This is a genomic window from Methylobacterium crusticola (assembly GCF_003574465.1).
GTDB classification, from domain to species: domain Bacteria; phylum Pseudomonadota; class Alphaproteobacteria; order Rhizobiales; family Beijerinckiaceae; genus Methylobacterium; species Methylobacterium crusticola.
This window is the reverse complement of the sequence record NZ_KZ984612.1, coordinates 19,412-44,758: the sequence shown is the minus strand read 5'-3', so window position 1 is coordinate 44,758 and position 25,347 is coordinate 19,412. Positions and strand designations below refer to the sequence as shown.

Sequence of the window (25,347 nt, the reverse complement as noted above, 5' to 3'; positions counted from 1 at the left end):
GCCGGCGCCCATCGCCTGTTCCTGCCCCCCTTACAGCCCCGATCTGAGCCCGATCGAGCAGCTCGTCTCAAAGCTCGAGCATCTCACCCGACAGGGCGAGCCCGGAACCGTCGAAGCCACTCGGCGGCGCGTCGGACGCGTCCTCGATCTCGTCGCGCCCGACGCATGCTGAATGCCATGCCGTGCCGTACGTGCTACGCGGCGGCGTGTCCTGCAGGCTTCTCCCGCATGAGTACCCGTTCTGGCACAGCGTCTATGACCAGTTCCGTCGCTGAGTCCGGAGCGGTTGACACAGCGCGACGGCCATCGGGACCGGTCGTGGGAGACGCGTGCGCGCCGGATCGATCTGGCGATCCCGAAGCTGAGGAAGGGGAGCTATTGGCGTAGACGTTGCACGCAATGTGCGCGAGCAGGACGTTCATGAGGGTCACTCCGAGGTGGGAGCGATTGGCAGCGCGGACGTCAGCCGCCGCTCAGGAGGTGGTTTCGGGTAAGGAGCAGCGTTGCTCGATACGCCAGATTGCACTGTCGAGAGGTGTGCCCCGCCATTGCGCAAGGTGGCGGTTACTCGCCATCAGGGCAGCCTGATCGACCCCGGTGCGGATGCCCATCGCATCCAGCATGGACACGACGTCCTCGGTCGCGACGTTGCCGGTCGCGCCGGGCGCGTAGGGACAGCCGCCGAGGCCACCGACGGCGGTATCAAAGTGGACGATGCCGGCTTGCAGCCCGGCCAGGGTGTTGGCCAGGGCGCAGCCGCGCGTGTTGTGCAGGTGAAGCTCGAACACGACGTCGGGGAAGTGCGCGATCAACTGCCGCGACAGCCGGTCGACTTGTGCCGGGTTAGCGACGCCGATCGTGTCGCATAGGCCGATCCGTTCGCAGCCACCGTCGACGAGCCGGGTCACGATGGCGAGGATGCGTTCGTCCGGCACCTCGCCGTCGAAGGGGCAACCGAACACCGTCGACAGCGAGATCCGCCGCCGCAGTCCGTGCGCTCCTGCGGCCGCGTGGAGATCGAGGATTTCCGCCAGCGATTCCTCGGTCGAGCGGTTGAGGTTGCGCTTGTTGTGGCTATCCGTCGCCGAGAAGACGAAGGTCATGCCGGCGATGCCGGCGCGCTGCGCCCGCTCCATGCCGCGCTTGTTGGGGATGAGCGCGAAGGCGCTGACCGGCAGATGGCGGGTCGCCTTCACGACCTCCTCGGCATCGGCGAGGTTCGGGATCCACGACGGATGGGTGAACGAGGTCACCTCGATCTCGCCGAGGCCGGACGCCGCCAACTGCTCGATCAGCCTGACCTTCGCTTCCGTCGGCATGAAGCGGGCTTCGTTCTGGAGGCCGTCGCGGGGACCGACCTCGGTGATGTGGGCGAAAGCAGGCAGCTTCATCGTCAGCCCTCCGGCCGGAACGCACGCCCGAGGATATCCATCAGGCCCTCGTAGGTGACTTCGCGCGGGTTCGGACGGATCTGGCGGACATTCGTCAGGCCGTCGCGGGCGAGAGCGTCCATGGCGCTGCGCGGCACACCGAGGTTGTCGAGGTGCGCCGGGATGCCGGCGTCGCGCGACAGGGCTTCGACTGCCACGACCGCCCGCTCGGCACCCTCGCGGACGGAGACATGGGCAACCGTCTCGCCCAGCGCCACGGCGATGTCGCGGTAGCGCGGCAGAGCCGCGACGAGGTTCCAGCGCATCACGTGTGGCAGCAGAACGGCATTGGCGATCCCGTGAGGGATGTTGAATTGCCCGCCGAGCGGCATCGCCAAGCCGTGCACCATCCCGGTCGCGGCGCTGCCGAAGGCGTATCCGGCGTAGAGGCTCGCCGTCAGCATCGCTTCGCGCGCCCCGATGTTCTGGCCATTGTGAACGGCCGTCCGCAGGTTCCCACCGATCAGGCGGATTGCCTTGAGGGCGAAGTCGTCGGTCAGCGGCTGGGCGAAGCGCGAGACATAGGCTTCGATTGCGTGGGTCAGGGCATCCATGCCGGTTGCGGCCGTCACCGAGGCCGGGAGCCCGAGCGTCAGCTCCGGATCGAGAATGGCTGTATCGGCAAGCAGGTAACGGCTGACGATACCCTTCTTGGTGTTCTGCGCCTTCAGGCTGAGCACGGCGACGTTCGTCACTTCGCTGCCGGTGCCGGCAGTTGTCGGGATGATGATTTTCGGAACGCCCGGGGACGTGACCTTGTCGATGCCGAGGTAGTCCTCGACGTTGCCCGGGTTGGTGGCCATGACCGACGCGCACTTGGCGGTGTCGATGGCACTGCCCCCGCCCAGGCCGATGATCAGGTCGCATTTGAGCGTTCTCACGCGGTCGGCGCAGGCGACCACCGTCTCGATGCTCGGATCCGGCTCGACGTCCGAGAAGACCTCGACGTCGCGTCCCATCAGCAGGTCGAGCGTGCGTCCGGCAATGCCGGCCTTCACGAGGCCGGGATCCGTGACCAGCAGGATCCTACGCAGGCCGAAGCGGTCGACCTCGTCGGCGAGCTGGTTCAGGGCGCCGCAGCCATGCACCATTCTCTGGATGGCAGTGAAGATCGCGATGTCTGACACGGGCGTGCTTTCGTTGGGATTGAGTCTGGCCATGGCGTCGCGGCGGGATCAGATCACGCCGTCAGCCTGGAGCCGGGTGATGTCTGCCGGGCTCAGGCCGAGCCGTTCGGACAGGACCTCGTGCGTGTGGCATCCAAGCGATGGACCGACCCACCTCACTGCACCGGGAGTGTCGGACAGCCGCGGCGTCACGCCTTGCATCGTGAGGCGGCCGTACTCCTCGGACTCGACGTCCACGACCGCGCCGCGCTCACGGAAGTGAGCGTCCTGCACGATGCCGGCGGCGTCGTTGAGCGGGCCGGCCGGCACGGCGGACCGCTTGAGGATGGCGAGGAGATCCTCGAGCGGCAGCGTCCGCGTCCAGGCAGCGACGAGGTCGTCCAGCTCCTGCTGATGAGCGCCGCGGGCGCGGTGCGTCGCGTAGCGCGCGTCGGCGGCGAGGCCGGGGTTGCCCATGGCCTCGGCCAAGCGCTTGAAGATCGCGTCCCCGTTCGCGCCGATGATCACCCACTGCCCGTCGCTCGTCGGGTAGAGGTTGGACGGTGCAATGCCGGGCAACCGCGTCCCGGTCCTCTCGCGCAGCGAGCCGGTCGCGCTGTACTCCGCCAGGATGCTTTCCTGCACCGCCAGGACGGCATCGGTGATGCCGACATCCACCACCTGCCCCTTGCCGGTCTTGCGGCGGGCTTCGAGCGCGGCCAGCGTGCCGAGGGCGGCGAAGACGCCCGCCAGCGAGTCTCCGATCGACAGGCCGGCGCGGGGCGGGGGCCGGTCCGGAAAGCCGGCGAGCGTGCGGAGCCCACCCATCGCCTCCGCGATCGCGCCGAAGCCGACATCGCGGCTGTAGGGGCCCGTCTGCCCGAAGCCCGAGACCCGCGCGACGATCAGGCCGGGATTGGCCTTCCACAACGCGGCCGGGCCGAGCCCCCACCTCTCCAGCGTGCCGGGACGAAAGTTCTCGACCAGGATATCCGCATCCTCGATCAATGTGCGTGCGATCTCCTGTCCCCGCTCGGTGCGCAGGTCGAGCGTCAGGCTGCGCTTGTTGCGCGCGATGACCGGCCACCACAGCGACTTGCCGTCGAGCTGGACGGCACCCCACTGGCGCATCACGTCGCCGGATTGTGGCGGCTCGATCTTGATGACGTCGGCGCCGAGATCGGCGAGCAGCTGACCGCAGAACGGGCCCGCGATGAACGAGCCCATTTCGACGACGCGGATTCCGGCCAGTGCGCCAGGGTTCAAGTTTTGGGTCATGATGCCTTTCCTACTACGGAGAAGCCGCGGACCTGATGAGAAGGCACGTCCGTGAGCCTGCTGCCGATATTGCGTGACCGCACTCCATCGATGTGGCACGCGATCGCCGCCGCAGCCTCGTCGGCGCGGCCTTCGCGGATGAAGTTCAGGATCGCGTGATGCTCATCCCAGGATCGGTCGCGGCCCTCCACCGTCCAGACTTCCAGCCACCGCGCCCGCGACAAGCGGATCATCAGGTCCTCGACCGCACGGATGTAGAAGCCGTTGTTCGTCAACCGTGCCAGTTCGACGTGGAAGTCCGAGCCGACGCGGTGCCATGCGGCACGAGACTCGTCCCCCCGGCAGGACGCGAGGATCTCCTCGATGAACGCGATGTCGGCGTGCTGCGCACGACTGCACGCGAGCTTCACTACCTCAACCTCGATCACCTGCCGAAACTCGATGGCTTGCTCGAGTTCGTCCAGGGAGATCGGCGTTACGATCCAGCTCCGATCCTCCCGGGCGACGAGCCCGTCGGTTTCCAGCCGCGCCAGCGCGGCGCGGATGGGAGTGCGCGATCCATCGAAGCGACTTTCCAACGATCGCTCGCTGAACCGCTCACCTGGAGCCATCTTCAGTGAGAGGATGGCGTCCCGAAGCTGTTCGTAGATCGCAGTCATCTGCGACATGCTCTCGCCTCCTTCGGGCAGCGGCAGCAAAGTCACGCCAGCGCAGTGAAGCTATGCTCGGTGCATCGTCGGAACAGGCGTTGGGACGCTCAGTGCCACGACCGCCGGCGGGGCACTGGAGCGGCACGCGACTCGGCGACGGGTCAAGCACAGGATCCCCCACGGCGGACCGCTTCACGACATCCCACGTCAAAGAGGGCCAACGACATCCTGCAGCTTATTCCAGAGTTCATCGCCGAACTTGGCCTGCCAGTTTTTGTAGAACCCGCTTCTGCGCAAGTTATCGCGGAAAGCCGCACGATCGACGTCGACGAACGTGATGCCCTTGGATTGGAGATCCCCGCGCAGAGTGTCGCTGAGCTTGACAACATCCTGCCGCTGCTCGATAGCTGACTTGTTGATCTCGTTCACGACGATGTCACGTAGATCCACGGGCATCCCCGAGAAGGCACGGCGGTTGCCGACGACCCAGAACCCATCCCAGACGTGATCCGTCATCGAGATGCTGTTCTGCACCTCGTAGAGTTTCGTCGTGTAGATCAGCGGAAGCGCGTTCTCCTGACCTTCGACAATCTTCGTCTGCAGGGCAGAGTAAACTTCGTTGAAATTGATTGGCGTGGGGCTGGCGCCGAGCGACTGAAACAGGGACGTGAGCATGGGCGCGACCGGCACACGGATCTTGAAGCCCTTGATGCTCTCCGGGTTTGTGATCCTGCGCGTGGAGGAGCTGACTTGCCGGAAGCCGTTGTTCCATATCTTCTCGGTTACGAATAGGCCGGACTTCGCGATTTGCGCGCGGACGTGATCGCCGAAGGCACCATCCATTGCCTTCCAGACATGGTCGTAATCGGGAAAGGCAAAGCCCGTATTCAGCATCCCACACGACGGGACTAATGTTGCGAGGACCGAAGATGAGATGTTGAGGATCTCGATCCCGCCGCTGCGGGCCTGCGAGATCAGATCGGTGTCCGAACCAAGCTGATTGGCTGGGAAGAGGTTGATTTCGACGCGGCCACTCGTAGCCTCGCGGATGCGCGCGATCGCCTCAGCCGCGCGAACGTTGACGGGATGTGTCGGATCCTGACCTGTCGCGTATTTCAAGACGAACTCGGCGGCCCTGCCGCGCGATGCGCCTATCGATACGAGTGGAAGAGCAGCTATCCCAGACAGTAAGCCACGTCTGGATAATGTGCTCGTTTGATTGTTTATCATGAGAATTCCTCCAAGTTGATTTTCTTGTCGACGGTAATTGCTACGAGAACCCGGGAACATCCATAATCATACAGGCTTTGTTGCACAAACAGCGCTTCAGGCGCGTGATGTGTTCCGGCTGCGGATCCTCATCGGCAGGACTGACAAATTTCCCAGAAGGGATACCGATTGGTATACCAATCGGTATCCCTTTCACGTGTAAGCTGTCAAGCGCTGACTTCCTAATGCACAGGCGCGGACGGACGCAGCAGGCCCTTGCTCACCAACCACCTGTGAACGTGCGAGAAATCGCACTGAGCCATGCACCCTTCGAAGGCGTCGGTGCACTAGATGTATGGTCCCGGGATGAGGTGGTGCGGATTGATCCTGAACCGGTCGGGGTCTTTGGTCCAGGCCTGACAGATGGTCTGGAACGGGGTTTTCCAGTGAAGAGCTTTGAGGTGCTTGGCGAAGTTGTAGGCCGCGACGAAGGCCAGGACATGCGCCTTCAGGCTCTTCAGATCTTCGTAGTGGAAGACCTTGACGGTCGCGTCCTTGATCGTCCGGTTCATGCGCTCGGCTTGGCCGTTCGTCCAAGGATGGTAGGGCTTGGTCAGTCGATGCTCGATGTCATGCTCGCTGCAGACGCGATCGAAGATGTGCGGTCCGAGGAACCGTCGGCTCGGCTCTGTTCTGTTTTTCGGCAGGTCGGCGAAAGCCATGCCGTTGTCGGTCAGCACCGTGTGGATCCTGTAGGGAAAAGCTGCCACGACGTTTCTGAGGAAGGCTGATCCTTCCATCTTTCCCGCACTATCGTGGAACTCGACGTAGATGAACTTCGAGACTCGGTCGATAACGAGGAACATGATCAACTTGCCGTCGGCGTGGCGCAGTTCGCAACTGTCGATGTGCACGTAGCCAATCTCGTAAGTCTTGGACCGTTGGCGCGTTTGCGCCTTCTCGGCTGCCGGGAGGCGGGAGATACCGTGTCGTTGCAGGCAACGATGCAGGGCGGAGCGGCTGATGTTCGGGAGCGTGTCGCGCAGGCAGCCCAGGACATCGTCGAGCGGCAGCAGCGTCCGCCGTCGGAACGCGACCACGATCGCTTCCTCGGCCGGCGTCAGGACCGTGCTCTTCGGCGTCCTCGGCCCCATCGGGGCATCGCTCGTCACCGCCCGCCCGCGCCACTTGGCGACCGTCTTCGGGTACAGGCCGTACCGGGCGGCCAGGGCGCGGCAACTCTCTTTCGACGCTGGGAGCTCGGCTCGAAGACGCGGCGTCGTGCGGGCGCTGCCGTGAAGAACTCCCGCCATAGTGCATCCTCCGCCTCGCGCCTCAGCGTCGATGATGCACCATCACACTCCGGGACCGAACAGGCACCGCCGCGCAGGCAAAGTCGAGCCTGAACGCTCCCTTCGCCTCTACGGTCTCGGCCACGCTGACGGCGATCAAGGACATCGTGACCGGTAGCGACGTGCCCTATAACGAGGGCGCCTTCCGACCGATCAGCATCAAGGCGCCGCTTGGCTGCTTCCTGAACCCGCGCCACCCGGCTCCAGTCCAGGCCCGGATGGAGCCGATCTACCGGGCCTTCGATGCGGTGCTGAAGGCACTGGGCCAGGCGATGCCCGAACGCGTCATTGCTTGCGGCTACGACAGCACCTACTCGACCTCGCTCAGCATTTTGGAGGAGCGCGGCTACCAGGTCTTCATGGAGGTGCATGGCGGCGGCTGGGGTGCGTCCGCCGAGGGCAACGGCGCTGACAGGGTCGCCCAGCCGATCTCCAACAGCACCAATGTCCCAGTCGAGATGATCGACATGGGCTACGACTATTTCCGAGTTGAGAACTACAGCCTGATCCCGGCTTCGGGCGGTCAGGGGAAAAATCGCGGCGGCCACGGCACGATGCGGGCCTTCCGCATCCTCAAGGACGGCGTCCGCTTCGCCATCAATGCCGACCGGTTCGACGTGCCGGCGGCCGGGCTCAAAGGCGGCCAGGACGGCAGCCGAGCGAGCTGCGAGGTGCTGCGCGGCAACGAGCGCATTTCGTATCGGCCGATGGGGTCAGACGTGCTCCGCAAGGGCGACCTGTTGGTGATCCGCACCGGCGGGGGCGGCGGGTTCGGGGCTGCGTGACGGAAGGACAGGCCAGCCGATCGGGTAGAATGCGCATCCGACAGCTCGGTGGCTGCTCACCGGGTTCAGGGAAGTGCTGGGCGCCTTCACGTGTCAGCCGCGCTCTCAGAGCAGCGACATCACCCCCGACAGCAACACCCGGGGACTGGCTGGAGGCGGAGGGTGACCGGTTCGCCTACCGGCGCGACCGCGTCGCCGACGAGGTGGCTGCTCGCCGCCACATGACCCAGGACAAAGGCGAGCGCGACCGCATCTTGGAACTGCGGCTCAGGCACGAGTTGCTCTGCGAGCGGCGGATCCACGATCAAGCGTTGTTGGCCGAGATCGTGCAGGCGTGGGGGCAGCCGGAATGAGGCTGCTGTTCCTGATCGTCTCCCCGTTCGCCTCCCTGCATGTCCGCTTCGCGGTCTGGCAGGTGCGGCGGGATCTCGACCGATCCGCCTGGCATCACGAAATGGCGGAGGCGTACCGCGCGAGGGCGGGTGCGAGGGCTCGCCATCATGGAGAGCTGGCAGCAGACCGCCTGATTCGGCCGCCCCTCCCCGCTGGACGACGGGTAATCTGGGTTGGGCGAGCCCCTCCCCTGTTACCCGTAGTGTTACCCGAACGACAGAGCCGCCCTCCCGGGCGGCTCTGAGTGGCACCTAAATGCTTGAAAACGTTGGAGCGGGTGAAGGGAATCGAACCCTCGTCATCAGCTTGGAAGGCTCAACTAATTCATTGATCTAACGAACCCACGTTCCTCGTCGCACAGCGACGACAGGAGCGCGTTGTGGGTACTTTAAAGAGAAACGCCGCCCCGGGGGTAGGAGCCCGGAACGGCGCTGAGATTGGAGCTTCCGAGAAAAGAAGCGGGCCTGACCGTAAGGTTCCCTACCCTCCCCTGACAAGCCGCCTTATGGCCCTCGTGGACCGTGAAGGGCACGTCTGCGGCCTGTCCACCACGCCCTCGGCACTGCGCCTCCGTCTACAGGGGGGCGCCGCGTGACGGCGATCAATCAGTGGCGCATCGCCATGCGTGTTCACAGCCGCATCGAGCGCACCTTTTACTGCTCCACCCAGGCCGCATCCGAGCAGGCCGCCGAGTTCGTCAGGCGCTTCGACCGCATCCCCGCGCCGCGTCCTCGTACACAGACCACTAGAAAGGGGACGAGGGCATGAGTTCAGCCACTCCCTACGTTTCGACCAAGGATGCGCAGCGGGCCGTCCAAGGCCGTGAGATCGAGATCCTGAACGGGATCGGTATTCCCTGGCGGAAGGGTCGAAGCGAGCACATCGACTGCCCTTATCCCGACCACCGCGGTGATGGCGACTGGCGATTCACGAACAAGAACCGAGCCATCTGCACCTGCACAGGCGGCAAAACGGACAGTGTGTTCGATGTAGTTAGCAAGGTCGAGGGCTTGGACTTTGAGCGATCAAAGATCCGGTGCATTGAAATCATCGGCCGTACTGACATCATCCGACGGAAGTCTGGTGAGGGCAGCTACCAAGCGACCGACGCCTGGAGCCTACTGAACGCCCCGGCCGAGCGCCGCAACGACAGTCTGCCCCGCGCCTATCTCGCGCACCGGCTCGGAATTGAGCCCGAGGCGGTGCCGATGCCGCGCACGCCCGTGGTCGGCCTATTTGCGCTGGCCTACTATGACCCGCCGAAGTCCGGCCGAGATAAGCCGGGGAAGGTCGGTGAGTACCCCTGCGCCGCGTTCGGCATCACCGACGCGGATGGGCGCCAGCACGCCCACCGCATCTATCTAGCCCCCGGTGGGGCCGGAAAGGCGGATCTTGGACTGCGTGCCGACGGCAAGCCGCGAGATCCGAAGAAATCCGCCCGTGTGATCGGCGAGGAGAGCACCGCCGGCCGGGCCGTGATCTGGGGCGATGCCGATGCCGCGCCTTGGGGCATCATCACCGAGGGCATCGAGACCGGCGCCGCCGTTGCTAACGCGTTCCGGCCCGAGATCGAGGCGGGCGAGGCCTACGTGGCTGCGGGCATCAACGCCGTCGGCATCGAGGCCTTCGCGCCCTGGCCAGCCACGAAGCGGATCACCATCGCGGCAGATCGGGACGAGGCCACCAAGCCCGGCCGCCACGATCCGACGCGCCGGGGCGAGCGGGCCGCACGGACCTTCGGCATCCGGCGTCACACCCAGTTCGCCGTAGCGATCGCGCTGGCCGGCGATCCTAGGACCGCGACCGACTGGCTCGAAGTTCATGGCCGGGACGGCGTCGAGGCCGTGCGGTCAGGGATCCTCGCCGCGGCGGCGTTCGTGCCGACGGCCGCGGAGATCCAGGAGGAGCGGGACCGGCTTGAGGGCATCGCTACCGTGCAGACGGTCGCGCGCGACTACCCGTTGCCCGCTTTGGAGAGCATGACCCTCACTTATCAGCGCACGCGCTCCGGCAAGGTATGGGTGCACCAAGCCGTGAAGGTCGGCTACAGCATCGATATGGTGCCGGTGACCTCGCCGTTGGGGGTGGTGGCCCGCCTGCGAATGGTCGACGACGGCGACGCCTACGGCCTGCGGCTCGCCGTCGAGGGGTTCGATGGGAAGCGCCGCACCATCGACGTCGACCGGGCCACCTTCGCGAAGCAGGGCGCGGCTGAGATCCGGGCCATGCTGTTCGGCGCCGGCCTCCGGGCCGAGGGAGAAGGCGAGCACGTCGCGGTGAGGGCGCTTAAGGCCGCCGACCCGCAACAGGAGATCTCGGTGGTACGCCGGCCGGGCTGGCACCGAGTCGATGGCACAGCGGGCAAGTTCTTCGTCTGCCCGAGCGGGCGGATCATCGGCGCACCCGAGGGTACGCCGCTTGAACTGTCCATGGCCGCCCGGGTGAGCGAGGGAATCGCGCGCGGCGGAAGTCTGGAGGGCTGGAAAGAGGCCATCGCCATCGCCGTCGGCGTGCCACGCTGCGAACACTGGGCGATCGGCGCGATGGCCGGGTTCGCCGGCACGCTCTTAGCTCTCGTCGGGCTCGACAGCTGCGGTATCAACCTCTCGGGGGCGACCACGGGCGGCAAGACTACCGCGCAACGCCTCGCTGTCTCGGCATGGTCCCGGGCGGCTCTCGACCAGCGCGACAGCCTCCTACAGACCGCCAGGGCAACCGCGAACGGCGTCGAGGCGATGGCCGCCCGGTCGCACAGCACCGTCCTCGCGATGGATGAGCTGGGGCACGTCAACGGCAAGGAACTCGGGCGGACCATCTACAGCCTCGCGAGCGGCGTCGGGAAGCAACGGATGAGCGCCGACGCCACGCTTCGGGCGAGCTACACTTGGAGCACCTTCATCATCCTCTCGGCCGAGAAGAGCCTGGAGGAGAAGATCCGCGGTGACGGCGGCGAATGGCTCGGCGGCATGGCCGTCCGCATCCCGGACGTCGACATCACGGGCGTAGACCGCGCGGTGGACCGGGCGGTGCTCGCCAAGATCAACGCCGTCGACCAGCACTTCGGCCACGCCGGGCCGGCCTTCGTCGAGAGCATCGTGGCCGAGGGCCTGCACCACGAGACGCAGGATCTCCGGGCGGTGATCAACGCCGCGGCAGTATCGCTAGCGGGCCCGAACGCGGAGGGCACACTGGTTCGGGCGGCGCTGCCCTTCGCCATCATCGGCACGGCTGGCATCCTCGCCCGCAAGTTCGGGCTGCTGCCCGCCACTATGGACACCGGCAGGGCGATCCGCTGGGCCTGGGCGAAGTTTCAGGACTCAACCGACGCTGTCGCTCTGGACCCCGAGGCACAGGCCACGGCCAACCTGCGCACCTGGATCGCTGAGCGGTGGGGCTCAAGCATCCACCCGACCGTCGCGGATGAGGATATCCGGGCGCCAAACCGCGACGCCGTCGGCTGGTACGATGAAGAGGCGGTCTACATCCCGGCCCACCGCATCGTGGAGGCGGCCGGCGGCGCCCTCAAGGAGATCGAGATCGGGCGCGCCCTCGATAGGCAGGGGCTCATTGCCAAGACCAAGGGCGAGCGGCACCTGTTCGTGAACTTCGTCCCGAAGATCGGGAAAGTGAAAGCCTACGCCCTCTCTCGGTCCGGCTTCGGCCGCAGCGGGCGCTCCGAGCCGGTCTTCGCGGTGCACAGCGGAGGGCGGGCCTGATGGACCTCGCCGCCCTTAACCGCGAACTCGCCGTTGAACTGGCGCCCCCCGCAGAGCCAACCGCGGCGCCCGCCGTTCCCACTTTTCCCACTTCTCACGACCCATGTGGGAACGTTCAAGATATTGATATAAAATACATTTCCCACATTTCCAACGGTTCCCACTCGCGTGAATGCGGGTTGGGGTCCGAACCGAACTCCGGACCCCAGGTGAGCGCGAGCGCGGGCGCGAGTGCGCGCGAAGAGAGACCTAACCTGAAACGGTGGGATATGTGGGAAGCGTGGGAAAAGACCGCAAATCCAGATACTTGCATTTCCCACATCCCTCCTCAGAAGTGGGAAATGTGGGAAATGGGAGCCGCCCCTCTGCCGGGCGCCGCTCCCCCCATGCCGCCCCTCGCCGCCGGCACCGAGGAACGGGCCGCCATCATGGCGTTCGTCGGTGGCATGTCCCGCGATGAGGTTGAGGCCTGCGCTGGTGTTCCAGCCGCGCCCACCGTCCTCGACCCCCTTCCGGCTGGAGATGGTCTCGGCCTGTGGCGCGCAGGCGTGGCCCGCCTCTCGCCCCACGCTCCACAGTGCCCCGACTACCACGAGGGCGAGTGGCGCCAGGTCTACGCGCGAGCGATGGCGTTCCTCGACGCCTTCGGCGCACAGGCGGAGGCGCTGGGTTGGACGACGCCCGAGCTGTGGGGTGTTCACCCGATGCTCGGCACGGTCCGCGTTGATCACTGCGGTGCCCTCGCCCTGGTGGTCGGCGGGCCGGTCGTCGTCATCACCCGGGACGCCATCCACCACGACCGTCACACGTTCCGTCGCCGCCCGCACGCTCCTCGAGGCATACCGCTGTGGGAGTTCGGCTGATGATTCTCGCAGCTGACCGCTGGGGGCCCTTCGAGGAAGGCCTCGACTCGGCCGAGCGCCTGGCCCGCCTGTGCTCGCTGCGAGCCGTTGTGCACCTCTGCTGTGGACCTCATGGGCACGCCCTCTCCGATATTTTGCAGCGGGCAGAATGGGACGGGGACGCACTACGGGCTGCCGTCGACGAGTTCGCCCGCCTTGAGCCGCCTGATCGCAGGCGCGTGTTGGCGACCTTCGCCCGGTTCCACCGTCCCGACAGGCTGGAGCAGGCTCGATGACCGCAGGCCTCGAAACCTTCGCCAAAGTTCGCGCCCTCCACGATGGTGCCGCTACGGCTGGCGAGCGCGCTGCCGCAGCGGTGAAGATGCAGACCTTCGCCCGGAAGGCCGGTCTCACCGTCGAGCAGGCTGTGTCCAAGTTGGATGCCGAGGCTCGGGCCGCAGCGAAGCCCGCACCACCGCCGCGCAACCCGTTCGAAGAACTGTTCAAAACGCCGGAGTTCCGGGCCCAGAAGGCTGAGCGCGAGGCGAGGCGCGCCACCCGCCGCGCCGAGGCCCTGGCGCGGTACGGGTCCGAAGAGGCCGTATGGGAAACATGCGAGATCCAGCGGGCCCTTGAGGAGGCGTGCCGGCCAATCATCACCCGCAAGCCCGTCATCGGTGGCGAGATGGACACCCTGCAGGGGTGGAGCGGCGGCCCGGATCTGCCGCCTGCCGCCCGCGCGGCCATATCGGAAGGCTACCCGCTGCCAGACACGGTGCACGGCGTCTGGACCGAGTACCGCTATTGGGACGAGCGGTGCGACGAGCAGGAAGCGTTCTGCCCCGACATCGACCACCCGCTCGCGGTCCAGGCCCGCCGGCACGTCCTCGAGGAACTGCTGGACACCCTGCCGGCCCGCTCGCTGCGGGACACGCGCGCCCGGCTCGACTGGATGCAGTGCGTCCTGGACTGGGGGACGAGCCGCGACGTCAGCGACGATCAGGCCTGCCTCACCACCCTGTGCAACGGCATCGAGCGCATGGCCGAGCGCATACGGGATCAGGATGCTGAGTCAGCGAGCGTTCGTTCTGGACGCCCAAAGGACAGGGATTCTCCGGGATCGGGGAGTTTCACGGCGGCGGCGCTAAACCTGTCTGATGGGCGGGTTCTGAACTCGTCCGTCCAAACTGGACACGACCGACTGGATGTAATCCGTTCGGCTCCCTGCCCCCTGCGCCGAACCAACGCCGACAAGCGCCGCGACGTGCTCGCCCTGCTCGGCTTCAGCCTTTCGGACCGCGAGATCGCCCGCCGGGCCGCAGTCTCTCCGCAGACCGTCGGCAACATCCGGAGGGCATCGTGAGAAACTTCGACAGCGCCTGGCTCCGGAAGTGCATGGCCCTCGCCGTCGGCGGGTCGACGAAGGGCGAGCGCCAGGCGGGTCAGGCTGCGGCCGCCCGTGTGGCCGTATCCGCCGGGCTGTCGTTCGAGGAAGCCGAACGCCTCGCCGGCCGAGACCCTGACAGCGAGCGGTTCGAGGACGCTTTGTCGGAAGCGTTCGCGGAGGCGATGAGGAAGGCCCGGGAGAAGGCCGCCCAGCAGGAGGCCATTCGCGACCAAGAGCGCCGGGAGGCCGCGAGGGTGCGGCGCCAGCGGGCAAGGCCGCCAGGGAGGCGCAGGCCGCAGCCGACCGCGAGATGAAGGAGTGGCCGGAGCGCGCCAAGGCCGAGCAAGCCGAGCGCGACCGGCAATGGGCCGAGCAGCGCCGCCGCGCGCAGGAAGGCACCGCAGCCGCCGCGGGAGCCACCTCATGAGCAAGGCCCGTGTCGCCTACCACGCCGCCATCTGGGACCTGCTCTTGGTCGACTGCAATGCCGCTGCCGTGGGTTGCGCTGGGCACCAGGTTCGCCGCCCTGGCCCTGGCGGCCGGGACCATTTGTCGAGCGTTCGACGAACCGCACGGACGCTCCGTGAGGCCAAGGCCTGCGCCGCAGAAACTGCGCCCGCGGGAGGTCTCTAATGACCCGTACCTCCGCTTTCCAAGTTTGCAGGTTGGAAGGGTGCGCGGCATTCCTAGAAGCCGGTGTCACGGATTGCCGCGTTCGAGGCGGAGTTCTGTTCCAAGGCTGCTGGTGCAGCCACCCAGTGCGAGAGTGGTGACGATGCCAGGTGTAGGCAGAAAGTTCGAGAGGGGCCAAAGCGGCAACCCGGCCGGCCGGGCCAAGGGCTCGCGCAACCGAGCGACGCTCGCTCTGGAGGCGCTCCTCGAGGGCGAGGCCGAGTGCATCACCCGCAAGGCGATCGAGATGGCGCTCGCCGGCGACACGGTGGCGCTGCGGCTGTGCATGGAGCGCCTGATCCCGGCCCGCAAGGACCGCCCGATCCGCTTCCCGTTGCCCGAGATCCAAGGCCCCCAGGACCTGACCCGGGCCACGGCGGCTCTGCTCGAGGCGGTGGCAGCCGGTGACATCACTCCCAGTGAGGCAGCGGAGCTGGGCAAGCTGGTCGACGCCCACGTGAAGGCGGTAGAGGCGGCCGACTTCGCCCAGCGCCTCGCCGCCCTCGAAGCTAGGACCGGAGGGACCTAAATGCACACGCGAATGAAGGACCGGCTGAGGCGGCTCGAGGCGCGCCGGATCACGGCCTTGCAGCAGATCCCGCCTGGGTCAATCCCGGTTACAATGTTCGTGATCGCGGCGCGACTGGGCGGCTATCCGCAGCCGCAGGACCTCGACCCGTCGCGCAGCGTAGACGGCGTCTGCGACGGCTTCGCCCGCGGCCTCGGGTATCGCGACTATGCCGACATGGACCGTCAGGCCGAACAGGATCCGGATGCCTGTGTCCGGCACCTAGAGAGCGCCTTCACCAAGGTCCTCCGCACGGAGCGGGTCGACCGCGACCGAGCCGATAATGACGAGATCTTCGCCGGCCTTGTTCGCATCCTCGACGGCGTGACGGCGGACTGCGCGATGGGCGGCGCCTTCCTGGGATGGACCGACGTCGAGGAGCGCCTGGACGATTGGATCCGATCCTGTGGCCTTTTGCCGAAGGAGATCCGCGCAGTGGCATGATCCTAACCGTCGGCTATCGCGAGAGCCGCCGTGGTGCATTGTTTGGCAGCGGAACGTTGTTGGGATCAGGTTCGTAGGGCGATTGAGGAGCGTGCCTGGCGCTTCGAGCCGCCAAAGCGTTCCTCCCGGAGGCGCGCTAATGCTCGCGATCCATCCCAATGTCCGCACCACCCCGGCCGTCCGCGCCGAGATCGCCCGCTCCCCGGATCCCTCCAGCGTGCTGGCCAAGCGCTACGGCGTCTCCTCCAAGACCATACGCATATGGCGCAAGCGCGGACCTGACGACTGCCAGGACCGTTCCGCCCGACCTCACAAGCTGCCCCGAAAAGCCAGCGATGAGGAGCGCGCCATCGCGTGCGCGCTCCGCCGCACCACCAGCTTCCCGCTCGACGATCTCACCTTCATCGTCAGCCACTTCCTGCCCCACCTGAACCGGGATGCCGTCTGCGGCATCCTCAAGGTCGAGGGCCTCAACCGTCTGCCGCCCGCTGACCGCACGTGCAAGCCGCACAGCTCCTTCAAGGAATACGAGATCGGCTCGTCGACATGGATGTGATGCACCTGCCCAAGCTGCGGGATCGCGATGGAATGAGGCGCAAGCGCTACCCGTATGTCGCGACCGACAGCGCCTCGCGCTATGTGCACCTGGCCGTCAAGGATGACGAGATCGCGGCCTCCGCCATCGCCTTCCTGGACGAGGCGCTTGCGGCCTTGCCGTTTCACATCACGTACATCCTCACCGACCACGGCTCCTGCTTCACCTCGGATAGCTTCGAGAAAGCCTGCCGGCAGTACAAGATCGAGCATCGCGCAACCCGGCCCTACACGCCGCGCACCGACGGAATGGTGGAGTGCTTCAATAGACGTGTGCAGCGCGAGGTACTGGGCATCACGATCTATAACCATCGTGATCTTGAGACGGTGCTGGCCGGCTTCAACACAGCTTACAACAGCCGTCGTCAGCGTGCCCTGAAGTGGCGCTCACCCGACATGGTGCTGCGTGAGCACCTGAAGGCGAAACCCGAGCTGGCCAAGCCCGCCACCAAGCCGCCTGAGAATGGCGTTCTCCCCAAAGCGCTCAAGGTTGTCGCGGCTGCCAAGGAGGTTTTGCATCCAGACAGCTAAAACCCGTGTCCGCGAAATCCGAGGAAGAGCAAAGAGTTGCCGCTGCGTGTAGTCGTGACGCGAGGTGCTGCTGGGGTAAAGCGGCAGCGCAGCCTGACCGGCCGCGAGCGCCTCTCTGGCGACGCACAACGCCGAGTTCGTCATCCCGCGCATCAGAGCTTACTTGCTGACGACCAGATTGGCCCGAACCCGACACACCAGCGAAGGGTTTCAGAAGAGCAACCTCGCTTCATACCAAGCTCCTCTGGTCCTGGCTGATCCTCTCAATCAGCCCGGTCCAAAGCCAGCCGGTTAGGTCAGCGGGATAGGGGCAGTCAAGCGTGAAGCTGGCCCCGGCCGGGCGCCGTAGCGCCCTGAAGCCAGAATAAAAGATCTCCGATTGGCATTGGCATCCCGAGCAGATGCCCTTGGGCGTACCGGCAGCCGTGGCGGCGCGCCGCCGCCAATTGCTCGCGCGTCTCGACGCCCTCGGCGATGCAATCAAGCCCGAGATTCTGGCACAGGTCGAGGATCGTCACGACCACGCTGCGGCCGAGATCGGACTCGATGTCGGCCATGAAGCTGCGATCGATCTTGATCTTGTCGAGCGGCAGGCGATGGACGTAACCGAGGCTGGAATACCCGGTCCCGAAATCGTCCAGCGCGATCTTAATGCCCAGCGCCCTGAGGGTGGCGATGGCCTCCTTCGCGCGCTGAAAGTCGCGCATCAGCGCCGTCTCGGTCAGTTCGAGCGTGAGCCGCCGCGGATCGAGGCCGCTCTCGCCTACCGCCGCGAGGATCGCGCAGACCGTCTCGGACGATGCCAGATTGTGTGACGACAGGTTGAAGGACAGGCCGACCTCCAGCGGCAAACGGGTGGCATCGGCTAGCGCCTTGCGCAGGAGCAGGATCGTCACGGTGTGGATGATCCCGCTGCGCTCCGCCGCCGCGATGAAGTGGTCGGGCGGGACGCGGCCGAGAGTTGGGCTGGTCCAGCGCGCCAGGCCCTCGACGAGGGCGACCGCTTCCGTGGCCGTGTCGAGGATCGGCTGGTAGTACACCTCCATCTCGGCGGCGAGGTCGGCGCTGAGAAGGGCGGTCTCGACTGCCAGCTCGGCGCGGATCGCGTCCTCGTGCTCCCGAGAGAACAGGGTCGCGGCGCCGCGCAGGCGCTCCTTGGAGTGGTAGAGGGCGTAGTCCGCGCGGTCGAACAGCGCGTCGGCGGTGCGCCCGGCGCTCGGATAGAGGGCGAGGCCGCACGAGCACCCCGCGACGACCTTCGCCTCGCCGATCCGGATCGGCACCCGCAGCGCCTCGCAGATGCAGTTGCAGAAGGTGATCACCTCGGCCTCCGGCCGGGACGAGCGGATGAGAAGGCCGAACTCGTCGCCCCCGAGCCGCGTCGCCGTGACGTCCGGGCCCGCGAAGGCGGCCAGCCGCCGTCCGATCTCGGTGAGCACGCGGTCGCCAGCGGTGTGGCCGTATGTATCGTTGATCGGCTTGAACCGGTCGAGGTCGAGGATCGCAAGGCCGAACGGCGCGTCGGTTCCGGCCGCATCCTGCAGCAGGCCGTCGAGACGCTGGAAGAAGAAGCGCCGATTGGGAAGCCCGGTCAGGCTGTCGGTATGGGCCAGTCGCGCGTTCTCGTTCACTAGCCGCTCGGCGCGCGCCTGCGCTTCGACGAGCCGGGTGAAGGTCAAGAAGTTGTCGGCGAGGATGCGCACCATAACGGCCGTCACGAAGGCGGTGTTCAGAGCGATTGCGACGAAGATTCGGTTGCCGCTGGTCAGATGGTCGACCAGGAAGACGCCCATGACGATGGCGGTCACCAGGAAGGCGGCGACTGGAAGGTGCGGCAGGCAGAAGATGCAGGCCACGACCGTGACGGCGGCGAAGATCGCGACGTGCCCCTGCTCGAACGGCCCGCCGAAGCGGCCGAGGGCGATCGCCCAGGTCACGAAGGCGGCCGAGAACACGGCCGTCAAGAGACTGGTGGCCCGGAACTGGCGCACGGCGTCCGTCACCGGCAAGTCCTGGGCCCGCAGGCGCCACCAATGGATGGCCCGCAGCGCGCAGAGCGCCACGAGGGCTCCGGGCATGCCCAGGGTCATCCAGGCCGGCGCCACGGCGTAATGTGTGAACGACAGCGCGCATGTGTTGACGGCAAGCAGTGTATACAAAGACAATATGTATTTCTTAAGTTCGGCAACTTGCCTCCCTTCGATGTCGGACCAGAGCGGGTTGCCGGACACTCCAGTGAGAAATTCTTTCCAGTGCTTCATCGAGGTGGGCGATCCTGTAAACGGACGGCAGGTTAGCCGGCCGCACTTAAGAGTTGTTTCAATTTAAGGTTGAATACGCGAGCGAATTCTCTCCGATGTTGTGGGCCGGGGAGGCCCGCGAACCGCCGCGGCACCGACGCGGTCGGGAGGACGAGCCGGATCCGGGGGACTGCGCCGCGCACCGCCGGCCGCGGCTGCCTCGGTGCTCGCGCGAGCCTCAGAACCCGCTCTCGCGGATGAGCACCGCGGTCGCGGCGCGCCACCAGCGGCGGGCGAGGCTGCGCGGCTCCGTCGTGATGGCAACCTCGCCCCGGATCGTGCGGCGCCAGTTGCCCGGAGGAGCCTCTGCCCGGAGGCGGACGCGGTAGAGCGCCGTCACGGGCTCGTAGTGTCCGTCTTTCTGGCGGACGGGCAGCGGTCCGCCGAGGGGCTCGGCGAGGACGGCATCCGGCAGCGTGCGCAGGTCGCTCCGCTCGACCTGCTCCACGACGGCGTCGAGCGCCGGAACGTCCGCCTGGGCGGCGTGGAACCGCGCCGCCGCGCCCTCGCGGAGCGTGGCGACGTCGCTCTCCGCCACATAGGCCTGGAGGATCCACGCCTCCGGGGCGATGATCAGGCCGATGCCGTCGTTCTCCGAAAGCCAGCGGCCGGGGGTCAGGTGGTCGGCGAGTTGCCGGATCTCGCCGGACATTCCCGCGCGGATCACGAGCCGCGCCTTGAGGTCCTGCTGCAGGGCGAGCTCGCGGCGGCTCGCCGCCAGGGTCTCGGTCAGGGTGCCGAGGCGGTCGGCGCTCGCCTGCTCGGTCGCGCTGAGCGCGATCTCGCGCTGCGTCTCGGCGATCCTGGCCTGCGCGATGGCGATCTGGTCGTCGAGCTCTGGCGCCACGAGCGTGACCAGCGGTTCGCCCTCCGCGACCCGGGCGCCTTCCGTCACGTGGAGCACTGCGATCCGGCCCGAGGCGGCCGGGAATACGCGCAGGAAGGCAGCGGCGCGCAAGACCGACGGCGCATCGACCCGCCCGCGCCACGGCAGCGCGACCGCGGCGAGCCCGGCCCCGAGCAGCGCGAGGGCGAGGAGGCCCGACCGGGTGAGGCGGGCGCTCCGGCGCAGGCGCCACCAGGTCCCGAGCTCCCGCAAGACGGGGCGCACCACGAACCAGCCGATCTCGACGAGGAACAGGGCGATGCCGACGAGCTTGATGAAGAAGTGGTAGACGACGAGGGCGATGGTCGTGAACAGGACGAGCCGGTAGAGCCAGACCGCCCAGGCATAGGCCGTCATCCAGGCCCGGACCCAGCGCGGCAGCGGCTCGGCGGCGGGATCCTCCGTCCCGAACAGCGCCCGCCTCAGCCCCTGCGCCGCCGCCGAGAAGGCCCGTGGCTGGAGGTTCGGCATGCCGACGGCGTCGGCCAGGAGGTAGTATCCGTCGAAGCGCATGAAGGGGTTCAGGTTCACCGCGAGCGTTGAGGCCCAGCTTACCGTGGCGATCATCAGGGTCGCGTCGCGCGCCGGCCCGTCGGGCACAAGGCTCCACAGCAGCAGCGCCGCGACCGCGAGGACGAGCTCCGCGCCTATGCCGGCCGCGTCGATGGCGAGCAGCTTGCGCCGGTCCGTCAGGCGCCAGGCATCGGTGGTCTCGGTGTAGAGGCGCGGCCAGAACACCACGAAGGCCACGCCCGCCGTCGGCACGCGGATTCCGAGATGCTTTGCTACCATCGCGTGGCCGAGCTCGTGCACGCATTTCGCCAGGACGACCGCCGCCATCAGCCATGACAGGCTCTCGGCCGAGGCAATAGCGGCGACGCGGCCGGCGAGCACGTCCCATTGCCGCTCGGCGAGGTAGAGGCCGAGGCCGAAGCCGAGAAGGACGACCCCCGCGAAGGTCCGGGTAAACAGGGGGCGTGCCAGGGGGGCGAGCCGGGTCAGGGCCGCGTCGGGCTGTAGGAGCGGCAGCTTGAAGAACAGGTAATGGTGCAGGAGCCAGGACCAGGGCCCCGCGCGCCGCCGCGCGCGGTCGGCCGCGTAGAGGCGCCACGCGCCGGGCGCTTCGGCTGAGACCAGGTGGTTCGCCTGGAGCGCGCGCAGCAGGGCCTCGACGTCGCCGGCCTCTACGTCGAGGCGCGTCTCGGCTCGCACCCGGCCGGCCAGTTCCTCGGCGGTGACAGGGTTCCAACGGGCTAGAATCTCGAAATCGACCCAGCCGAGCCGGAAGTAGGTGTTGCGGACGGGATCGTGCAGCGTCCAGGTCGGCGCGCCGCCGCGTGCGCGCGGGCCCTCAAGGAGGTCGAGCTCCTGGCGCAGGCCGGGCAGGCGCGCCGGCGGCGGGGTGCCGTTCGGCAGGCTCGCCCCCAAGCGAAGCGGGATGGCGGTCACAGGCCGAGGATCCGGCGCATCGCGGCGAGGGGCCGCCGGAACACGAAGTAGAACAGCGTGACGCGCTCACCGTAGAGCTTGGCCGTGCCCTTGAGGCCGAGGCGCGGCGGGGCCTCCGCGGCCGCGAGGTCGCCGCGCGCCCGGTAGGAAAGCACGTTGAGCGGCGACATCTCGGCGTCATAGCCCGCCTGGGCGAGCCGCGCCTCGACCGGCTGCAACGGGTCGACGTTCATGAACAGGCGGACCGGCGCCCCGGGCTCGAGGTCGATGGCGTCGTCGACCGGGATCCAGATCTGCAGGCGCGCCTGGGCCGGCGAGGCGAGGGTCATCACTTTCTCGCCGACCTTGACCGGACGACCGCGCCACTCCTCTGGGTCGCCCATGATGGCGATGCCGTCGCGGGGCGCCCTGACCTCTGTGCGCGCGAGGAGCTCGCGATAATAGTCGGTCTCCGCCTGCCGAAGGTCGACGCGCCGCTCTAGCACGGCCGCCTCGGTGCGGCTCTTGTCGGCCCCAAAGGCCTTTTGCCGGGCACCGAGGAGCTCGGCCCGGGCGACCTCGAGCTGGCGCAGGGCGACCTCGTACTTGCCGCGCAGCTCGGTATCGTCGAGGCGGAACAGCAGGTCGCCGGCGCGGATCTCGGCGCTCGGGGCCACCAGGATGCCGGTGACCACGCCAGTCGCCGGTGCGGCGACGATGGCGGCGTCCCGCGGCACGATCTCGGCCGGCGCGAGCACCGACTGGCGCACCGGCAGGAACGTGAGCAGGCTGAGGACGGCCGCCGCCGCGAGGCCGCCCCGCAGAGTCGCGAGGTCGCGCCAGGACCGGCCCGCCCGGCGGAAGAACGAGGCCGCGTGGGCGAGCGCCCCGGCGACGTGCTCGGCGGCGGCGCGCTCGGTCTCCCCCCAGGGCGCTTGCCGGAATAGGATCAGGCCGCCGAGGAGACGGCCGTCCCGCCGCAGCGGCAGGATCAGCGCCTGGTGCGGCAGCCCCGGCGGCCAAGCCTCCTTCGGCACGCCCTGCACCCCGCCGGACTCGGCGCCTTGCCCCGCCGGGACCGCGACGAACGACGCCCTCGCGCCTGCCGGCACCTGGCCCGCGGCCGGCATCAGGTCCGCGGCCGTAACCTGGCCGGCGAGGCGCACCAGCGCACGCGCGAAGGGCGAGGCCTCGTCGACCTCGGCGACGGCCGAGACCGACGCCAGGACGGGGCGGCGGCCGGCGTAGAAGAGCGCGGCGGTGTCGTACGCCACCACGTGCTGGGTCTCGTTGACCGCCGCGAAGGCGAGTTCCTGCGCGCTCCGCGCCGCCCGAAGCGTTGCCTCGAGGTGCAGGGCGGCGGCGAGCCGCTGGGCGCGTCGGTCGCTCGTGAAGCTGTGGGGCGGCGAGTGGCTGGTCATTGCGAGGCCGGCATGGTCGGGAAGGCGGCGGTGCCGCTCATCCCTGGCAGCAGGTCGCGCACGTCCTCGATCCGCCCGAGGACTTCGATCGACTGGCTCGCCGGATCGACGCGGCCGGACAGGGCCGCGACCGAGGCCCGGTAGCTGCGCCCGGTCTCGTCGACCCGGACCGAGAACGCGTCGCCGACCTTGAGCCACCGCAGCCAGGGCGACGGAACGATGGTGGTGAGGCGCAGCGGCCCGTCGCTGACGATCGACAGGATCGGCCGGTCGGCGGCTACCACCTCGTGGGCGTTGGCGTGCCGCTTGGCGACCCGTCCGGCGAAGGGCGCGCGCAGGAGGCAGTGGCTGGCTGCGGTGCGGGCCTCGGCCAGTTCGCCCTCGGCCTTTTGGGCCTCGGCCGCGGCGAGCTCGACGTCGAGGCCACCGATCGCCCCGAGCTTGACGAGGCGCTGCTTCGAGGCGAGGCGGGCGAGCGCGCCCTTGTGGACGCCCGCCGTCGCGCCGACCCGGGCCTCGCGCAGGGAGCAGTCGAACCGGGCCAGCACCTGGCCGGCCTGGAACCGGTCGCCGAGATCGACCTCGATCCGCTCGAGCAGCAGCGGGCCGTCGGAGGTGAGCGTAGCTTCGCGGTCGGCCGCCAGAAGGGCGCGCGCCTCCTGGGCCCAGGCGCCGGTGGCGCTGAGGAGCGCGAGCAGGATCCACGGGGTGGTGCGGGACAGGGCTCGGCGGGTCATTCGGCCCTCCCGGTCGCGCTGGCCTCGCGGCGGATCTCGTTCCCCACGGACGGCCCGGCCTCGGCCCTCGCCTCCGGCGCGGGCGCAGGCGCTGCGCTCTTCGATGGGATCGAACCGGTAGTAGCGACGCGGCGCGCCTCGCGCGCCTCGGCGAGGTGCCGAACGAGCGTGGCCGAGAGGCCGCGCTCGACGAAGTCGCGCAAGGAGGCGGTCAGGGCCGGTAGGTCAGTATCCTGGGCGCCCGGGAAGACGTCGACACCGAGGGAGGTCAGGACCGTGGCGTAGGCCTCCTGCAACTCGGCGAAGGTGTAGTAGTAGTCGAGGGCCGCGAGGGCGTAACCGGCCCGTGCCTCAATCAAGGAGGCGTCGCCGGCGGTCGTTGCCTCCTTGTTGGCCCGCACGTTGGCGAGCGCGTGGGTCTCGTTCTGGAGGATGCGCCGGGCGAGCTCGAAGTCGCGCAGCTTGGTGGCGTAGGCGCGCATCGCGAGGTGGACCTGCGTGACGACGGACAGCGTCATCGCCCGGCGCTGCGCCTCGATCAGCACCTGCTTGGTCTCGTTCTGCTGCAGGCGGGCCGGCAGGCTGATGAACTGGGTCAGCTGCAGCGACAGCCGCGCGCCGAGGTCGAACCAGTTGTTGTTGTAGAGGTAGCGGTTCGAATCGTAGGCGTAGCCCGAATCGATACGCAGGCCCGGCAGGGTTGACAGGATCTCGATCTGGCGCTCGAGCCGGGCGATGCGCAGCTTGTAGTCGTGCTCGTAGAGCTCGGGCCGGGTCATCAGCGCGACGGTGCGCAGGGCCGCCAGGTCGCCCGGGAGCTGCGGCGGCCGCAGGCTCTCGCGGCCGCTCAGGTGCAGGGGCTGGGCCGGATCGACGCTGATGAGCGCCGCGAGCTCGGCGCGCGAGAGCGCCATCAGCTCCTGGCGCCGCTCGATCTCGCGCAAGGTGCGCAGCATCCGGCGCTCGAAGTCGAGGGCGGCCTCCGGCGTGAGGTCGCCTCGCGCTTGAGCTTGGCGGGCGTTGCGGATCGCCGCGTTGGCCGAGTCGGCGATCGCCGGCAACTGGGCGCCGATCCGCTCGGCCGCGTAGGCGCGCCAGTATGCCCGGCGGGTGTCGGCGAGGATGCGGGAGGTGGTCTTGCGCTCGACCTCCCGGGCGAGCCAGACGGCGTTGCCGTCCTGCTGCATCTTCACGTAGCTGACGCCGAAATCGAGCGTGCTCCACAACACGCGCCCGTCGGCAACGCCGCGGTTGCGCTCGAGCGAGGTCGAGGGCTCGAGGGACTGGCGGCCTGTGAGCAGCGACTGGCTCGACGACCCCGCCTGGTTGCTGCGGCCGAGATAACCGCCGCCGATGCTCGCATCAGGCAGGAGCTTGTACTTTGCGAGGTCGAACTCGCCCGAGGCGTAGAACTGCTCGACGAGGCGGATGCGCCGGTCGAGGTTATACTTCAGCGCCCGGGCCATCGCGCCGTAGAGGTCGATCCGCCCCTCGACCGGGGCCTGGCTGGCAGTGATCGCGTCAAGGTCCCGGATCGCGACATCGAGGCGCTCGGCCTCGGTCACCGGCTCCGGCATCACGCAGGCGCCGAGTGCAGTGAGGACGAGGGCCGTCGCGA

The 25,347-nt window shown here is 67.8% G+C and carries 19 protein-coding genes and 2 pseudogenes; 10 read left to right on the top strand and 11 right to left on the bottom strand.

Features of this window, described 5'->3' with window-relative positions; translation table 11 throughout:
- Positions 1-274 precede the first annotated feature (274 nt).
- Positions 275-382: pseudogene (locus DT057_RS00715) on the top strand (transposase); the annotation flags it as partial.
- A 91-nt stretch (positions 383-473) separates the two neighbouring features.
- Here DT057_RS00715 and DT057_RS00710 read toward each other — a convergent pair.
- From DT057_RS00710 to DT057_RS00685, 6 genes are all read right to left on the bottom strand, one after another.
- Entirely contained in the window at positions 474-1,391 is a 918-nt protein-coding gene (locus DT057_RS00710) for a hydroxymethylglutaryl-CoA lyase (protein ID WP_128560212.1), read from the bottom strand.
- Between the two features lie 2 nt (positions 1,392-1,393).
- Positions 1,394-2,557 carry an iron-containing alcohol dehydrogenase gene (locus DT057_RS00705; protein WP_128560211.1) on the bottom strand — a complete coding sequence of 388 codons (1,164 nt, stop codon included), beginning with the start codon at positions 2,555-2,557 and terminating at the stop codon, positions 1,394-1,396.
- Positions 2,558-2,605: 48 nt separating this feature from the next.
- A complete protein-coding gene (locus DT057_RS00700; protein WP_128560210.1) occupies positions 2,606-3,814 on the bottom strand; it encodes a CaiB/BaiF CoA transferase family protein in 1,209 nt (402 codons plus the stop codon).
- Entirely contained in the window at positions 3,811-4,482 is a 672-nt protein-coding gene (locus DT057_RS00695; protein ID WP_128560209.1) for a GntR family transcriptional regulator, read from the bottom strand. The genes DT057_RS00700 and DT057_RS00695 overlap by 4 nt, the downstream gene beginning before the upstream one ends.
- 189 nt (positions 4,483-4,671) lie before the next feature.
- Entirely contained in the window at positions 4,672-5,694 is a 1,023-nt protein-coding gene (locus tag DT057_RS00690; RefSeq protein WP_128560208.1) for a TRAP transporter substrate-binding protein, read from the bottom strand.
- A gap of 326 nt (positions 5,695-6,020) precedes the next feature.
- Positions 6,021-6,986, bottom strand: a complete 966-nt coding sequence (locus DT057_RS00685; RefSeq protein ID WP_128560207.1) for an IS481 family transposase — start codon at positions 6,984-6,986, stop codon at positions 6,021-6,023.
- A 41-nt stretch (positions 6,987-7,027) separates the two neighbouring features.
- Between DT057_RS00685 and DT057_RS00680 the strand changes: the two genes are divergently transcribed.
- From DT057_RS00680 to DT057_RS00645, 9 genes and pseudogenes are all read left to right on the top strand, one after another.
- Positions 7,028-7,810 carry a hydantoinase B/oxoprolinase family protein gene (locus DT057_RS00680; RefSeq protein ID WP_128560206.1) on the top strand — a complete coding sequence of 261 codons (783 nt, stop codon included), beginning with the start codon at positions 7,028-7,030 and terminating at the stop codon, positions 7,808-7,810.
- 221 nt (positions 7,811-8,031) lie between these two features.
- On the top strand, positions 8,032-8,163 hold the full coding sequence (locus tag DT057_RS37155) for a hypothetical protein (RefSeq protein ID WP_269153127.1): 132 nt from the start codon (positions 8,032-8,034) through the stop codon (positions 8,161-8,163).
- Between the two features lie 804 nt (positions 8,164-8,967).
- The gene (locus tag DT057_RS00675; RefSeq protein WP_128560205.1) at positions 8,968-11,919 is read left to right on the top strand and encodes a DUF927 domain-containing protein; all 2,952 of its coding nucleotides are present in this window, start codon (positions 8,968-8,970) and stop codon (positions 11,917-11,919) included.
- Between the two features lie 386 nt (positions 11,920-12,305).
- Entirely contained in the window at positions 12,306-12,782 is a 477-nt protein-coding gene (locus DT057_RS00670) for a hypothetical protein (protein WP_128560204.1), read from the top strand.
- A 271-nt stretch (positions 12,783-13,053) separates the two neighbouring features.
- A complete protein-coding gene (locus tag DT057_RS37370; protein WP_128560203.1) occupies positions 13,054-14,124 on the top strand; it encodes a hypothetical protein in 1,071 nt (356 codons plus the stop codon).
- Positions 14,121-14,462, top strand: coding sequence for a hypothetical protein (locus DT057_RS00660; RefSeq protein WP_128560202.1), 342 nt, complete (start codon positions 14,121-14,123; stop codon positions 14,460-14,462). Before DT057_RS37370 ends, DT057_RS00660 begins: the two co-directional genes overlap by 4 nt.
- A 461-nt stretch (positions 14,463-14,923) precedes the next feature.
- Positions 14,924-15,349: a DUF5681 domain-containing protein gene (locus DT057_RS00655; RefSeq protein ID WP_128560201.1), complete on the top strand. Its 426-nt coding sequence runs from the start codon at positions 14,924-14,926 to the stop codon at positions 15,347-15,349.
- Positions 15,350-15,832 carry a hypothetical protein gene (locus DT057_RS00650; protein WP_128560200.1) on the top strand — a complete coding sequence of 161 codons (483 nt, stop codon included), beginning with the start codon at positions 15,350-15,352 and terminating at the stop codon, positions 15,830-15,832.
- A 139-nt stretch (positions 15,833-15,971) separates the two neighbouring features.
- Positions 15,972-16,957 (top strand): annotated as a pseudogene (locus DT057_RS00645) (DDE-type integrase/transposase/recombinase).
- Positions 16,958-17,271: 314 nt separating this feature from the next.
- Here the strand turns inward: DT057_RS00645 and DT057_RS00640 are convergent.
- The 5 genes from DT057_RS00640 to DT057_RS00620 all read right to left on the bottom strand — a co-directional run bounded on the left by DT057_RS00640 (position 17,272) and on the right by DT057_RS00620 (position 25,306).
- Positions 17,272-19,218, bottom strand: coding sequence for a putative bifunctional diguanylate cyclase/phosphodiesterase (locus DT057_RS00640; protein ID WP_128560199.1), 1,947 nt, complete (start codon positions 19,216-19,218; stop codon positions 17,272-17,274).
- 217 nt (positions 19,219-19,435) lie between these two features.
- A complete protein-coding gene (locus tag DT057_RS00635) occupies positions 19,436-21,592 on the bottom strand; it encodes an HlyD family efflux transporter periplasmic adaptor subunit (RefSeq protein ID WP_128560198.1) in 2,157 nt (718 codons plus the stop codon).
- Entirely contained in the window at positions 21,589-22,992 is a 1,404-nt protein-coding gene (locus DT057_RS00630) for an efflux RND transporter periplasmic adaptor subunit (RefSeq protein WP_128560197.1), read from the bottom strand. The genes DT057_RS00635 and DT057_RS00630 overlap by 4 nt, the downstream gene beginning before the upstream one ends.
- Positions 22,989-23,729 carry an efflux RND transporter periplasmic adaptor subunit gene (locus DT057_RS00625; protein WP_128560196.1) on the bottom strand — a complete coding sequence of 247 codons (741 nt, stop codon included), beginning with the start codon at positions 23,727-23,729 and terminating at the stop codon, positions 22,989-22,991. Before DT057_RS00625 ends, DT057_RS00630 begins: the two co-directional genes overlap by 4 nt.
- The gene (locus DT057_RS00620) at positions 23,726-25,306 is read right to left on the bottom strand and encodes a TolC family protein (protein ID WP_162501282.1); all 1,581 of its coding nucleotides are present in this window, start codon (positions 25,304-25,306) and stop codon (positions 23,726-23,728) included. The genes DT057_RS00625 and DT057_RS00620 overlap by 4 nt, the downstream gene beginning before the upstream one ends.
- Between the last annotated feature and the right edge of the window lie 41 nt (positions 25,307-25,347).

Coding starts and splice junctions, on each gene's coding strand:
- DT057_RS00620 (WP_162501282.1), bottom strand. CDS start 25,306: ATGCCGGAGCCGGTGACCGAGGCCGAGCGCCTCGATGTCGCGATCCGG.
- DT057_RS00625 (WP_128560196.1), bottom strand. CDS start 23,729: ATGACCCGCCGAGCCCTGTCCCGCACCACCCCGTGGATCCTGCTCGCG.
- DT057_RS37155 (WP_269153127.1), top strand. CDS start 8,032: ATGACCCAGGACAAAGGCGAGCGCGACCGCATCTTGGAACTGCGGCTC.
- DT057_RS00640 (WP_128560199.1), bottom strand. CDS start 19,218: ATGAAGCACTGGAAAGAATTTCTCACTGGAGTGTCCGGCAACCCGCTC.
- DT057_RS00650 (WP_128560200.1), top strand. CDS start 15,350: ATGCACACGCGAATGAAGGACCGGCTGAGGCGGCTCGAGGCGCGCCGG.
- DT057_RS00700 (WP_128560210.1), bottom strand. CDS start 3,814: ATGACCCAAAACTTGAACCCTGGCGCACTGGCCGGAATCCGCGTCGTC.
- DT057_RS37370 (WP_128560203.1), top strand. CDS start 13,054: ATGACCGCAGGCCTCGAAACCTTCGCCAAAGTTCGCGCCCTCCACGAT.
- DT057_RS00710 (WP_128560212.1), bottom strand. CDS start 1,391: ATGAAGCTGCCTGCTTTCGCCCACATCACCGAGGTCGGTCCCCGCGAC.
- DT057_RS00630 (WP_128560197.1), bottom strand. CDS start 22,992: ATGACCAGCCACTCGCCGCCCCACAGCTTCACGAGCGACCGACGCGCC.
- DT057_RS00690 (WP_128560208.1), bottom strand. CDS start 5,694: ATGATAAACAATCAAACGAGCACATTATCCAGACGTGGCTTACTGTCT.
- DT057_RS00695 (WP_128560209.1), bottom strand. CDS start 4,482: ATGTCGCAGATGACTGCGATCTACGAACAGCTTCGGGACGCCATCCTC.
- DT057_RS00675 (WP_128560205.1), top strand. CDS start 8,968: ATGAGTTCAGCCACTCCCTACGTTTCGACCAAGGATGCGCAGCGGGCC.
- DT057_RS00685 (WP_128560207.1), bottom strand. CDS start 6,986: ATGGCGGGAGTTCTTCACGGCAGCGCCCGCACGACGCCGCGTCTTCGA.
- DT057_RS00655 (WP_128560201.1), top strand. CDS start 14,924: ATGCCAGGTGTAGGCAGAAAGTTCGAGAGGGGCCAAAGCGGCAACCCG.
- DT057_RS00670 (WP_128560204.1), top strand. CDS start 12,306: ATGCCGCCCCTCGCCGCCGGCACCGAGGAACGGGCCGCCATCATGGCG.